Source organism: Nocardia sp. JW2 (assembly GCF_051843015.1).
Lineage (GTDB): Bacteria > Actinomycetota > Actinomycetes > Mycobacteriales > Mycobacteriaceae > Nocardia > Nocardia coubleae.
Window position 1 is genome coordinate 23,156 of the sequence record NZ_JBPXLK010000010.1, and the last position, 13,539, is coordinate 36,694.

The following is a 13,539-nucleotide window of genomic DNA, read 5'->3' on the forward strand; positions in this document are numbered from 1 at the left end:
CAGAATCGGGAATTCTCGCTGCCCGAATCGCCGGTTGCCTGCCGGTCGCTGAACATGCCGGTCGGTCGGATCGGTTTGCTGATCGGCCGAGGTGGGGAATCACCGCGAGGATTGCCGACCGTGCCAAGCGTCGTGTCCAGCGCCTAAGCTGTCTGGGACGTAGCCGGATCATGACCGAGAGGTGTTTCTTCGATGGGATCCCGGACGGTGGTCGCCGACGTCGCCGACGAGCTGGCCCGCCGTGTCGCCACCGGCGAGTACCGGCCGGGCGAGCTGATGCCCTCGGTGCGCCAGGTCGCGGACGAATTCGGGATGAACCGGGCCACCGCCCAGCTCACCCTCGGCAGGCTCGAGTCCTACGGCTTCGTCGAGGCGCGCCGTGGCAAGGGCTTCACCATTCGCGATGTGCGCTCCGAAGGCGGGATGGACGCCTACCGGCACCTGTTCCGCTTCTCCCTGTCGGCGCCCGAGATCGCGGCGGAGATGTTCGCCGACATCGTCGAGGTGGAACGCGGCATCGTCCTCGAGGCGCTGCTCACCTACACCGGCGCGGCGAAAACGCTCGACCACCGCGAACTCGCCGCAACCGTCGACGAGCTCGAGGCGCTCGCCCGCCACGCCGTGCCCGACTATCCGCGCATCATCGCCACCGAGATCGCCCTGATCCGGCGGGTGCTCGGTGCGCTCGGGATGAGCATGCAACGCGCGGTGCTCAATACGATCGGTGACATGGTCGCCGAGGTGCCCGAGGCGGTCACCGCCTACTTCGCCGTCGCCGCCGACCTGCACGTGCTCGTCTGGCGGGCGCTGCTCGCGGTGTGGGAGTCGGGCTCCGAGCCCACCGAGGCGCAATCGGCCCTGTTCGTCGACCTTTTCGCGCTGTACCACGAGAAGGTGATCGCCCGGTTCGACGATCTGCTCGGTATCACCGGCCCCGCGGCCGAGGCCGAATCAGCCTGAGCTGTCTGGGTCGCCGTGGCGGCGGGCCTCGGCGGCGTGCCGCGCGTCGGCCGTGTGATGCCACGGCAGGTGCGCTCTGGGCACGATCGAATCGAGGATCGGTCCGACGTGCGGCGGGTAGGACGCCCGCAGGCCCGAACCGACCATCACGCCCAGCGCGATCGACATCACCGACAGCAATGCCGAGGCAATCACTTCCAGCCCGCCGCTCGCGGCTCCACCGTGGGTGCGCATCACCAGCTCCGAGATGCCGGTGAGGCTGATGCCGCCGGGCACGAGCATCCAGAACGCGGGCAGGAACGCCACCTGCGTCGGCGGTGCGTTCTTGCGGTTCCGGATCAGGTAGGCCGCGGGCACGGCGACGAGCCCACCGAGAAACGTGCCGGTCAGCGGTCCCGACAGCGCCTTACCGGCGAACTGCGCGAGATAGGTGATGTAGAGGACGAGCAGCAGCCAGCCCACCGAATTCTGCGGCGCGCTCGACCGCCACGAATGCCCGTACCCGATCAGCAGCACCCCGAGCAGCGGTGCCCACCAACCCAATTGGGCCGAACTCACCGGAACCGTCTGCAACTGCCCGAGCAGACTGATGCCCACGAACAGCCCGAAAGCCAGCAGGAACAGCATGTTGATGCCGTAGACCAGCCGGCTGGCCCCCGCAACCATCGACCCCGTCGACAGTTCGATCGTGCCGTTGGTGAGCATCGCCCCGGGCAGCAGCGTCGCCACGGCGGGAATCAGCAACTGCTGCGGCTGACCACCGGCCAGCGCCCCGGGGAACCCGAACGACAGCATCGCGACCACGGCCGCCGCGACCACCGGCAGCGACGACTTCAGCAGCCGGAACCGGTCGGCCAGCTGGGTGAGCAACCCGACGATCAGCCCGAGCACCACGTACCCGACCAGTGCCCGCGCCCCGGGATTGAGCATCATGCCGATCCCGACCGTCAGCACCACATGACCGAGCAGGATCACCAACGGCGGACTGCCCGGTTTCGCCGACAGGATCTTGTCGAGGTCGGCCGATGCCTCGGCCGGCGGCGGCGCGTCCTGCTCGATCTTGTCGATGAGCTTGTAGAGCCCGGCGATCTGGTCGAGCGGCAGGGTGCCGACCCGCGCGTCGAGCATGTCGACCGCGGATCCCTCGTGCGTGCGAACGCGCACGAACACCGCCGTGGGCAGCACCATGAAATGGATGTTGTCGGTGGCGTATCGCTTGGACAGCCGGTCCAGGATCTGCTGCACGCCCTGGGAGGTCTCGCCCGAACCGACCAGCGCCACGCCGAGGCGGCACAGCAGGTTCAGCAGATCGGCCGGTACCGGTGGGTCGTCCACCGGTGCCGGCCGGCCGGGGTACTGCGCGCGGGTGGTCGCCACGGCCTCGGCGACCCGCTTGCGCGCCGCCGCCCACGTGCTGATCCTGTGTTCGGAAGCCATGTCACCGCCGTCCGCAACCGTTGGGCACTGTGCACCTGGGTGAGATACCGCGAGTCTAGGCGAGCAGTGCCGTCGCGACGGTGTGGCGCCGGCAACCTACCGGCATCCGGACGGTCAGGAGTTCAGGGTGCTGAGCCGATCGCACGCGGTGACGTATTCGTTCACCAGTCGCTCGATCACGTCGGCGCTGCGCTCCACCTTGTTCATCATGCCGACCACCTGGCCAACCGGATTGAAGTTCACGTCCTTGGCGGCCTCGGGGTAGCGGTGTCCGCGCTTGACGCCGTCGAGGGCCACCATCATCTGCAGCGGCATCGGCAGCGGGTCGGGAGTGTCGGTCGACTCCCAGGCGTCGGTCCAGTCGTTGCGCAGCATGCGGCACGGCTTGCCCGTCCACGACCGCGAGCGGATGGTGGAGTGGCTGTCGGCCTCGAGGTAGGTCTCCATCTGCGCGGGCGGCACATTGGCCTCCTCGACGGTGAGCCACAGCGAGCCTGTCCACGCGCCCGCCGCGCCCATCGCCAGCGCCGCCGCGACCTGCGCGCCGTTGCCGATACCACCGGCGGCCAGCACCGGCGTGTCGCCGATCGCCTCGATCACCTGCGGCCACAGCACCAGCGAGGACACCTCGCCGCAGTGCCCGCCGCCCTCGGTGCCCTGGCACACCACGAAGTCCAGGCCCGCGGCCTTGTGGTTCATCGCGTGCTTCACCGAACCGCACAGCGCGCCGATCACCCGGCCGGAGTCCTGGATGCGCTTGATGACGTCGTCGGGCGGGGTGCCGAGTGCGTTGGCGACGAGCTTGGCCTTGGGATGGTTCAGGATGACGTCGACCTGCGGGCCCGCGGTGGTCGCGGTCCAGCCGAGCAGCTCGTTGTGGTGTTCGCCGTCGGGCAGCGGCGGCACGTTGTGGTCGGAGAGGATCTGCTGGGCGAAGTCGCGATGGCCCTGCGGAACCATCTGCGCCAGTTGCTTCTCCAGCTGTTCGGGGGTCAGGCCGTCGACACCCTTGCCCTCGTACTTCGAGGGGATCACCAGGTCGACGCCGTAGATGCCGTTGACGTGTTCATCGAGCCAAGCCAGCTCCACCTCGAGCTGTTCGGCGGTGAAGCCGACCGCGCCGAGCACCCCGAGTCCGCCCGCATTGCTCACCGCCGCCACGACGTCGCGGCAGTGGGTGAAGGCGAAGATCGGGAATTCGATGCCGAGCTGTTCGCAGAATTCGGTACGCATACCGAACTGTAACACGTTCTAGTTTGGTGGAGAATGCCCAATTTCTAGAGTGCCGCGTCCTCCAGCGCCGACAGCGAATCCTCCAGGTGGTCGAGCAATCGATGCAGGTCGGGCAGGGTGCGGCGGCAACCGACCAGGCCGAAATCGAGGTTGTCGGCATTGGAGGTGAGGGTGATGTTCACGGCCTGGCTGTCCAGTGGGATGGAGAGCGGGAAGACCGCGTCCAGGCGCGCGCCGTTCCAGTACATCGATTCGCGCGGACCGGGCACATTGGAGATGACGATGTTGAACGGCGGCGCCGTCATCGACGCGAACCCCGGGAGCAGCATCGCCGCCATCGGGCTCACCACCGCACCCGACACGGCGAGCGTCTGCAGCGGACCGAGCCCGTGATACACCTGCTTGTTGCGCCGCATCGAATCACTCACCACCCGAAGGCGTTCCGCCGGGTCCTCGATATCGGTACCGAGATTGCACAGCAGCGCAGCCACTTTCACGCCCTGTGTGTCGAGGTCGTCCTCGTCGCGCAACGACACCGGAACCATCGCGATCAGCGGCTTGTCCGGTAAGGCATTGTGCTCCAGCAGGTATGCGCGCAGCGCGCCCGCCGACATCGTGAGCACCACATCGTTGAGGGTGGTGCCGGTCGCCTTCTTCACCTGCTTGAGCCGGTCCATCGACCAGCTGCGCACCGCGCACTTGCGGGCGCCACCGATCGGCACGTTGAGCATGGTGCGCGGCGCCTCGAACGGGAGGGTGAGCTGCTGCTCCAGCAGCCCGGTCCTGGTGGCTTTCAGCAGCGCGGCCGCCGATGAACTCGCCGACGACAGCGCGCCGAGCAGTCCCGTCTTCGGCTGCGCGGTCCGCGGCGTGCGCTCCTTGCGCGGCAGGTTCCACGGAACCGTCATCTCGGTGGCGAACGGATCGGTGGTGAGGGTGCGCTGCATGATCCGCTGGGCGGAGACGCCGTCGATCAGCGCGTGGTGCATCTTCGCGTACAAGGCGAAGCGGCCGTCGGCCAGACCCTCGATGAAATGCATCTCCCACATCGGGCGGTGCCGGTCGAGCAGCGCGCTGTGCAGGGTCGAGACGTGGTCGAGCAGCTGGTCCATCCCGCCGGGCGCGGGCAGTGCGCTGTGCTGCAGGTGGTAGTCCAGGTCGACCTCGTCGTCGTGGGTCCACGCCAGTTGCGGAGCACCGAGCCAGGTGGCGGGCCGCCTACTGAAGGTTGGCCGAACGGTGTTGTCGGCCAGTAAGGTTTCGCGGAGTTCGCGAAGATAGTCGGGCCCGGCATCCTCGGGCGGTTCGAACAGTTGCAGTGACCCGACGTGCATCGGGTGTTCCCGAGATTCCGCGAGCAAGAACAGCGCATCCAACGGCGCTATGAGATCCATGCGAGATCGCCCCCTGACGACAGGTGATGGCAAAGATTTCAGATGATCGACCACGCTGTCGGGTACGGCACCCCTGCGTGCCGTATGTATCCACGCTACCCGGTGGTGCGGGTGACGTCAGCCGAACGTCGCGACCCTGCCGAACTCCACAGCGCACCACCGCTTCACCTCGTACCGGGAACAACGGTCCGGACGAGCAGGCGTGGTTCCACCGAGCCGCGGATCAGTGCGTCCGTCGGTCTCGCATGCGAGGGCGGATCAGGCCCTGACCGTTTCCGCTTCGCGTGGGTCGGCCGCGTCGCGCGGACTATTGTCCACTGCTTCGGTCGGGTGCTCTGATTCCGCGATCGGCTGAGTCACGGTGACCTGTTCGGGCTCGTCCTGGATATCAGCGGATTGCTGTGGCACGGACTGCGGTTGCTCCGACTCGGGCTCGTCGGAATGTTCTGTCGGCGGCGGGTTTTCGACAACCGGCCGGACCGGTACCGGAGCCGGTTCCGCGCCTACGGTTTTCGAGGCGATCTCGATCCCGAGTTCGATCCGGGTGGTCTCCACCAGCGCCCGCTCCTGCTCGGCCGCATGACGCATCGCCTTCTGCCACAGCGACGCCATCTCCTCGAGCTCCTCCACCGTCGCCTCCACATCGATGTGGAGCTTCAGGCGCTGCATGGTGATGTGCTGGGCGGCGGTGAGCGTGCGCAGCAGATCTTCACACTTGTTCGGGATGCGGCGATGGGCCACCACCCGCAACCGGGTGAGCATGCCGCTCGGGCGATCCCAGATCACCTTGTGGATCTGCGCGCCCACATTGTCGATCTCGTCGACGGTGAGTAGTTCCCAATCGCCACAGCTGGCCAGATCGGCCCGCACCGACGCCGAGGTCTCCAGGATCGAAGCGACCGCGGCGAGCACGGCCTCGCGCCGCCACGCCTCGTGATCACGTTGGTCGCCGACCATGTTCGACAGCTCGACATGGCGTTGCGCGGCGTCGAGCGCCTGCCTGCCACGCTCGTCGGCCGCCGCGAGTGCATCGCGGTGGGTTCGGTTGTTGGCGATCACGCCGACCAGAACTGCGCCGGCGACGGGGAGCGAGCCGAGGAGTGGGAGCCACTGAGTCACCCGCCGATCATTGCACCGAGGCCCGTCACAGTCACCATGATCGGCGCGTCGGACCGCGATGTCGGTGCGTTCCGGGCGGGCGCGGACACGAAAAACCCGGTGCGACACGAGGTCACACCGGGTTCTTCGGCGTCGATCAGTTCGTCGCGGTGGTGGACGGCTCGACAGTGGTGCTCGGCGCGACCGTTGTGGTCGGAGCCACCGTTGTGCTCGGCGCGGGCGCCTGGGTGGTGGTTTCCGGGGCGGCGGCCTGGTTGGTCGCCGGCTCTTCGGTCGTGGTCGGCGGGACCGTCGTGGTGGACGGCGCGACGGTCGACGATTCGACGGTGGTCGTGGGCTTCGAGGTGCTGGTCGCCGCCTTCGACGTGCTCGACGTGGGCGCCGCCACCTTCGACGTGCTCGGCGCCGCCGAGGTGGTCGTGGTCGCAGGCTTGGTCGGCGCGGCGAGCGCGGCCGTCACATCGGCGTCCTCCGGAGCCGACTTCGCGTCGACCGTCTCGCCCGCCTGCGCCTGCTTGGCCAGGTGTGTCAGCCAGGCGGCGGCGTACTCCGCCGAGGTCAGCGGCTTACCGTTGGCCGCATCGGAATCGCGCCAGTAGTCGAAGTGATGACCGGTGCCGTTGGGGCCGAGGGTGAGCTGGTACGGATCGCTGAGCGCGACCGGGATGGTGTTCTGGTTCGTGACGATCAGCCCGACGATCTCGTTGAACACCTTCTGCGGCAGGTACGCCAGCGGCGAGATCTTCTCGGCCGCAATCGTGTCCGCCTTCGCGGGCGCCTTGGTCTCACCCGGCTTGTAGTCCGGGTCCGAAACCTTCAGCAGCACGTCGAGGAAGGTTTCGTCGCTGGCCATCCAATTGGGGTTGGCGGCGATATCGGAGAAGGCGGCCATCGCGATCCGGCCGAGGGTGAACGCCATGTCCTGGCCCGTCGCCGGGGTGAGACCGTCGCGCTGCAGATCGTCGACATTGATCTGCCTGCCCACGTTGGCGGCCAGTTGCAGCAGCGAAATGTTCTCCGGCGCGGCACAAGTCAGGTCGCCCTCGGAGCAGAACGAGGCGATCTTGCCGTTGAGGGCGCCGAAGTCGCCGCCCGTGGTCACGCCCTTGCCCGAGATCGGCTTCGTGCCGTCCTGGTACTTCTGGTCGAAACCGTCCGGGTTGGCGAACGGGTCCTCGGCGCCGATGAACGGGCCCTCACCCGCCCCGCGGCCGGCATCGGCGAACATCACCACACCGAGCACGTCGTCGGGGTCGACCACTCCGTAGCCGTCCGCCGGGTCGTCGTTGCCGATGCCCTCGGCGACGCGGCGGACCACGTCGGCGCCCTCGCTGTAGCCGACGATGGAGAACTTGGTGTCCGGGCACGCCGCGGAGATCTCCCGCATCACCCGCTCGGTGTTGGCGACACCCGCGTTCACCGCGTCCTCGTAGGTCGACATGTCCGCCGGATAGGCGATGTACACCGCCGCGTACTCACCTTCGGCCAGATCGTCACGTGGCGCGTTCACCACCGGGTCGACCCACACACTGCTGTGGTCGCCCGACAGCGCGGCGGGCAGCGGGTTGCCGTTGGCGTCGAGCAGCATGGCGGTGGTGCCCTCGACCGGGGTGTCGTTGCGTCCGGCCACCGAGATGGTCACCATCTCGCGGCACTCGGTCACCGATGTGGTGAGGGTGTATTCGGGGGAGGCGGGCTTCGATGTCACCGCGAACGATGCGGCGACGATGGCCGCGACCCCCAACGCCGCAGGCGCGGCAACAGCAGAAGCGATGCGATGTTTCGCGAGAAACGCACGCAGATTCATATGTTGATCCCGTTCGAACGACCTACAGGTGGGCAGGCCCCCCGACGGGCCGCATGTCACGAACCATGTCGCCCCGACCTGCAAGATCGTTACTGCGGCGTACGGGACCGTATGCCCCCATTTCCGTGGTCATGTGGGCTCGCTATCGCCGTGAGGGTGATGGCGCGGGCCGGGTGATAGCGTCCGAATGGAACAATGACGACGTGAACCGACCCGTCATCCCCAGGTAGGACTATGACCTCGCACCTCCCGGCCGACACCGTGCACCTCGCGCTGCTGCCCGGCTTCCTCGACCCGGTGAACCTGCTCAACTCCTTCGGCACCTGGATGCTCGCCGGGCTGCTGCTTGTGGTGTTCATCGAGTCCGGGTTGCTGTTCCCGCTGCTGCCCGGCGATTCCCTGCTGTTCACCGCCGGGTTGATCGCGGCGTCGAAGTCGACCGAGATCGAACCGTTCGCGCCGATCGGGGTGCTGCTCGTGCTGATCCCCGTCGCCGCGATCCTCGGCGATCAGGTCGGGTACTTGATCGGTGCGCGCGGTGGGACCGCGTTGTTCAAGAGCAACGACGCCCGGTTCTTCAAGAAGCGCTACATCGACGAATCCCACGAATTCTTCGAAAAGCACGGACCGATCACCATCGTGCTCGCCCGCTTCGTCCCGATCGTGCGCACCTTCGCGCCCGTGGTGGCGGGCGCGTCCGGCATGCGGTACCGGACGTTCCTCGTCTACAACGTGGTCGGCGGTATCGCCTGGGGTTCCGGTGTCACCTATCTCGGCTTCCTGCTCGGTCAGATTGCCATCGTCCGCGACAATGTCGACCTGATCTTCCTGCTCATCGTCGCCGTCTCCGTGCTGCCGATCGTCGTCGAGGTCGTCAAGCGGATGCGTCGCAAGGGTTCTCCCGACGAAGACCCCACCGAGCGCGTCAACTCCTGACCGGCCCGGCCGGGAAGTATGTCGCTTCCCGGCCCCGTCGGCCTCATCCGGCGATTTCGCGCACCGCATCCGCGATCGCCCGGAAATCCTTCCGCAGGATCGCACCGTGATTGCTCGGCACCTTCGCCGCGAGCTCGATGTTCTCGTTGCGGGCGATCGCCGAATCCAGCCCCTTGCGGATCTTCTCCTGCTCGTCCTTCTTGCTGCCGAACGACGTCCCCGAAGCGATCACATACCGCACCGGAACTGTGATCGCGTCCAGCACCGGACCCAGCGCACTCTCCCGCGAGAGTTTCCCGAGCTCGATATTGCTCTCGGCCTGCTCGGCCGCTGACAACCGCGGCGTCAACCCCGTCGGCCGCAGCAACGGCATCACCCAGTTCAACCGCTTGAACAGTTTCCGGATCCGCTGCTCCATCGCGTCGTCGAGCCAGTCGTACGGAAACGCGCCGTCCACGAGCACCGCCCCGATGGTCCGCTCCGGATTCCGTTGCGCCCAATGCGCTCCCACGACCGCGCCATAGGACCACGCCACGACGATGGCCCGCTCCACACCCCTGGCCGCGAGCACGGCATCCACATCCCGCACCGCCGCCTCGAACGAGTAATCCTTGGAAGTCTTGGACTTCCGCCCACGCCCCCGCTCGTCGAAGGTGATGTGCCGGAAGCCCTCACCCAGTTCGGCAATGGTCTTCTTCCAGTAGCCCTGGGTAGCGAACTGCCCGTTCAGGTAGATCACCGGAATCCCGTCTCCACCAGTGTCGGTGACGGCCAACGCGGTGTCGTCCACCTCGACCATGCCGCTCCACGCATTACCCCGAGTAGTTCCCTGAGCAGTCATCGCTCTTGCCTTTCAGTCGTTCTCGCCGTTACGAGAACCACTGTCACGCCGTCCCCTGATACCGCCCTGACATCCCACCTACACGCCCGCTGACACGGCGCCGGCCGTCGTTTCCAAGTCCGCTCCTAGTGCCCTCCAAACCCGGGCGCGCATTCTCGGAAATACGAAAAGGCCCAGGAAGGGAAGCCGAAAATGCTTGTTGTCAGCGGTCAGATCATTGCCACCGTCGCCGTACTCGCCAATGCCGTCGTCTATGGCACCGATGTCTGCGGGGCGGTGATCATGCGCTCGGTCTACCGGAAGCTCGACGACGCGACCGTCACGGTGAGTGCGGGGTGGGGGCATTACTACGGCGACAAAAGGATGCCGGTCGTCGGTGCGGGCGGCATCGTCACCGCCGTGCTCACCCTGCTGATCGCGCTGCTCGCCGGCCAACTCGGCGCCGCCGCGGCGGCAGGTCTCGCGGTAGCCGCGCTACTCACCTGGCTCGCCCTCTACGTGCGCATCGCCAAGCCGATCAATTCCCGGCAGACCGCCGCCGCCCTGAGCGGCATCATCCCCGCCGATGCCCGTGCACTACAGGACAAGTGGGACAGCATCCTGAAATACCGCGTCACCCTGCAGTTCACCGCCATCGCAGGCTTGTGCGCCGCACTGATCCTGTTCTGATCCGTCAGCGAGGCGAAGGCCGCAAATGTATCGCTCCGAAACCGATCAGCCGCGCGCCATATCCACGAACCGGCTCAAATGCAGTTGGTGCGCAACGGTGATCGTGGCGGTCGGACCATTACGGTGCTTGCCGACGATGAGGTCGGCTTCGCCGCCGCGCGGGTCGTCGCGCTCGAACGCGTCCGGGCGGTGCAGCAGGATGACCATGTCGGCGTCCTGCTCGAGCGAGCCGGACTCGCGGAGGTCGGACACCATGGGGCGCTTGTCGGTTCGCTGTTCCGGACCACGGTTCAGCTGGGAAATCGCGATCACGGGAACTTCGAGTTCCTTGGCCAGCAGCTTGAGGTGACGCGAGAATTCCGAGACTTCCTGCTGCCGCGACTCGACCTTCTTACCCGAGCTCATCAGCTGCAGGTAGTCCACCACAACGAGTTTCAGATCATGACGCTGCTTGAGCCGTCGCGCCTTGGCTCGAATCTCCATCATGGTCAGGTTCGGCGAATCATCCACGAACAGCGGCGCCTCACTGATCTCACTCATCCGCCGCGCGAGCTTCGTCCAGTCGTCATCACTCATCCGCCCGGACCGCATATCACCCAGCTTGATCTTCGCCTCGGCCGAGAGCAGACGCATCACAATCTCGGTCCGGCTCATTTCGAGCGAGAAAATAACACTGGCCATGCCGTGCTTGATCGAGCAGCTCCGCATGAAATCCATGCCGAGCGTCGAGTTGTGTGTCGGAACCATGGAGCGACCGGCCAGGTAGAGGTGGTCGGCATTGTCGACTTCAACGCATCGGACCGGAACAGAATCGATGCGCCGCACATCGACGATATAGCGGGAATTCGAGCGGGCGGTGTTGCGAGCCACACGACGTTCCTTGTGGAGCAATGCTTTCCGATGCAGTCCGAAGACCTCGTCGTCGGTCGCGAACGTGAGGATGAAGCACGTCGACGACTCTTCTGACCGTCCGCGAACACGCCTGGTCGCCACACCACAGCGGTAGCCCAGGCCGACGACGAGTTCCTGCACATCGCGGAACAGTCGCTCACTGGTGACCGCGAATTGCACCGAACCACCATGCGTGACGGTGCCGTCGGTATCGAGCAGACCGGCCAGCAGAGCTCGGCGCTGGCTTTCCGACGCACGCAGATAGGACATCGGAATGTGCTTGTCGCCCAGGACGCCGAGGGTTCGCAGGCGCGCTTGCACACTACCGACGGTATTGCGGCACGACTGGCACAAACGCAGACCGATGGAGGGGCCACCGCAGTTCGCACAGGCGGGCGCCGGAACGGGCGCGGAGATGAAGCGTGCCTTGCCACCGCAGGAGCGTCCGCAGGTGCGAACTTCACTGGTGAACGGGACGAATTCGGTGCCACACACCACGCACTCGCGCGGCGCGACGGGCTCGTCCGCGGGCAACGTCAACTGGAAGCGCCAGCGCGCCGACTGGGACGGGACCGCGACGATGCCCTCGGCTTCGATGCGCGCGACGATTTCGGGGTCGACGCTGGTGATCTGTGCGGCAGCTGCGGTTCCGTCGCCCAACCATGCCCCGAGGGTGTACGGCGGGACGAGCAGGTCTCTTGCGGGGAGTTGCAACGGTGCCGCGTTGGTGACCGAGTGGTTGATCCGCCGGTCCGCGGTGTCGCAGCGCAGTGTTCGCGCGATCTCGGCCGTGGTACGGACCGCGGCGAAGGTCCGCTGGGTGCCGCCTCGGGCCGCCTCCTGTGCGGAACGCCGTGAAGCACGGGTCTCGGTAAGCCACTGATGCTGTTCATCCGCGACGAGGACGGTGCCGTCGGAGAACTCGACCTCGTAGCAGGGACGGTCGGTCATGACTTCGGTCGCCGCGACGACGCGTGTCGGATGCCCCTGCGCGTCGAGCAATTCGTCGCCCACGCGGACCTCACCCATCGTGGTCCACCCGCTGGGAGTCGGCAGCGGCGTATCGAGCGCCAGCGCCTTGCCCACGCCTGGCCTCGCGGCGACGATGATCATCTGACCCGGGTGCAGACCGTTGGTGAGCTCGTCCAGTTCGGTGAAGCCCGTGGGGACGCCGAGGGAGATTCCGCCTCGGGAGGCGATGGAGTCGATTTCGTCCATCGTCGGCTGGAGAAGTTCTTCGAGGGGGGTGAAGTCCTCGGTGGTGCGGCGTTCGGTGACCTCGTAGATCTCGGCTTGGGCGCGATCGACGACCTCGGCGACGTCCTGGCCGTCGGCGCCCGCGTAGCCGAACTGGACGATGCGGGTGCCCGCTTCGACGAGGCGGCGCAGGATGGCCTTCTCGGCGACGATCTCGGCGTAGAAGCCGGCGTTCGCGGCGGTGGGGACGGTCTGGGTGAGCGTCACCAGGTAGGCGGGGCCGCCGATGCGCTTCAGCTCGCCACGGCGGTCGAGGCCGGCGGCGACGGTGACGGGGTCGGCGGGTTCGCCGCGGCCGTACAGGTCGAGAATGGTGTCGTAGACGGCCTGGTGGGCGGGGCGGTAGAAGTCGCCGGGACGCAGCACCTCCACCACGTCGGCGATGGCGTCTTTGCTCAGCAGCATGCCGCCGAGGACGGACTGTTCGGCAGCCATGTCGTGCGGGGGCTGACGGCCGAAGTCCTCGCCGGGGGGCTCGGGTGGAAACTCGGTATGCGCGCGGTCACCGGTGGTAGTCACCAGAATCGACCGTCCTCTCTGCCCGCAGAACCGGGGGTTTCACATCGATGTACTCGTTGTACTCCCGGGCACCGACACGAGTGCCAGCAATCGGTTCCCTGCACGATTCCCGGGGTCACGTGCGAGGCGATGCGATGAACCTAGGCGACGTTTTCGAGCCACGCCAAACCGACATGTGCACACAACTGTGGATAACTTGGGGGTAGTTCACCTGTTGTTGTGCAGCCCCTGTGGAAAACGTGGGGAAAACCCAGGTCAGTGCGGTAGAACGCCCTGATAGATAGCCCTTTACCAGACTTCGACCCTGTGGATTAAAGAAGTTGCGGCGTGTCGCCGAACGTGAACAACCGGGCGTGTTGGGTAAACAGCGGGCGTTCACGTTATGACCGGAGTCACAATTCTGCCGGTCGGTTTCCTCGGTAATCCACAGGCTGAATAACAGGAGGTCAGGCAGTTGCCGACTGTGGGCTGGGTTA

The 13,539-nt window shown here is 66.5% G+C and carries 10 protein-coding genes; 3 read left to right on the forward strand and 7 right to left on the reverse strand.

What is annotated here, in order from left to right; translation table 11 throughout:
• Positions 1 to 192: 192 nt before the first annotated feature.
• Positions 193 to 960, forward strand: a complete 768-nt coding sequence (locus tag ACSVDM_RS16015) for a GntR family transcriptional regulator (protein ID WP_439265826.1) — start codon at positions 193 to 195, stop codon at positions 958 to 960.
• Here ACSVDM_RS16015 and ACSVDM_RS16020 read toward each other — a convergent pair.
• From ACSVDM_RS16020 to ACSVDM_RS16040, 5 genes are all read right to left on the reverse strand, one after another.
• Positions 952 to 2,397 (reverse strand): threonine/serine ThrE exporter family protein, encoded by a 1,446-nt coding sequence (locus tag ACSVDM_RS16020; RefSeq protein WP_357150734.1) that lies wholly within the window; start codon positions 2,395 to 2,397, stop codon positions 952 to 954. The two genes, ACSVDM_RS16015 and ACSVDM_RS16020, sit on opposite strands and share 9 nt — an antisense overlap.
• A gap of 114 nt (positions 2,398 to 2,511) precedes the next feature.
• Positions 2,512 to 3,630 carry an NAD(P)H-dependent flavin oxidoreductase gene (locus ACSVDM_RS16025; RefSeq protein WP_067497251.1) on the reverse strand — a complete coding sequence of 373 codons (1,119 nt, stop codon included), beginning with the start codon at positions 3,628 to 3,630 and terminating at the stop codon, positions 2,512 to 2,514.
• Positions 3,631 to 3,674: 44 nt separating this feature from the next.
• Entirely contained in the window at positions 3,675 to 5,024 is a 1,350-nt protein-coding gene (locus ACSVDM_RS16030) for a WS/DGAT/MGAT family O-acyltransferase (protein WP_439265829.1), read from the reverse strand.
• Positions 5,025 to 5,282: 258 nt separating this feature from the next.
• Positions 5,283 to 6,143 carry a hypothetical protein gene (locus ACSVDM_RS16035; protein ID WP_439265832.1) on the reverse strand — a complete coding sequence of 287 codons (861 nt, stop codon included), beginning with the start codon at positions 6,141 to 6,143 and terminating at the stop codon, positions 5,283 to 5,285.
• A 136-nt stretch (positions 6,144 to 6,279) separates the two neighbouring features.
• On the reverse strand, positions 6,280 to 7,950 hold the full coding sequence (locus ACSVDM_RS16040; RefSeq protein WP_439265834.1) for a cutinase family protein: 1,671 nt from the start codon (positions 7,948 to 7,950) through the stop codon (positions 6,280 to 6,282).
• A gap of 234 nt (positions 7,951 to 8,184) precedes the next feature.
• Here ACSVDM_RS16040 and ACSVDM_RS16045 point away from each other — a divergent pair, with 234 nt between their 5' ends.
• The gene (locus ACSVDM_RS16045; RefSeq protein WP_439265837.1) at positions 8,185 to 8,886 is read left to right on the forward strand and encodes a VTT domain-containing protein; all 702 of its coding nucleotides are present in this window, start codon (positions 8,185 to 8,187) and stop codon (positions 8,884 to 8,886) included.
• 43 nt (positions 8,887 to 8,929) lie between these two features.
• Here ACSVDM_RS16045 and ACSVDM_RS16050 read toward each other — a convergent pair whose 3' ends face one another.
• Entirely contained in the window at positions 8,930 to 9,685 is a 756-nt protein-coding gene (locus ACSVDM_RS16050) for an alpha/beta fold hydrolase (protein ID WP_439265839.1), read from the reverse strand.
• A gap of 234 nt (positions 9,686 to 9,919) precedes the next feature.
• On the opposite strand from ACSVDM_RS16050, the gene ACSVDM_RS16055 reads away from it, so the two are divergent.
• Positions 9,920 to 10,396 carry a DUF1772 domain-containing protein gene (locus ACSVDM_RS16055; protein WP_439265842.1) on the forward strand — a complete coding sequence of 159 codons (477 nt, stop codon included), beginning with the start codon at positions 9,920 to 9,922 and terminating at the stop codon, positions 10,394 to 10,396.
• 45 nt (positions 10,397 to 10,441) lie between these two features.
• On the opposite strand, the gene dnaB is transcribed toward ACSVDM_RS16055, so the two are convergent.
• The gene (gene dnaB, locus ACSVDM_RS16060) at positions 10,442 to 13,063 is read right to left on the reverse strand and encodes a replicative DNA helicase (RefSeq protein ID WP_439265844.1); all 2,622 of its coding nucleotides are present in this window, start codon (positions 13,061 to 13,063) and stop codon (positions 10,442 to 10,444) included.
• Positions 13,064 to 13,539: the final 476 nt, after the last annotated feature.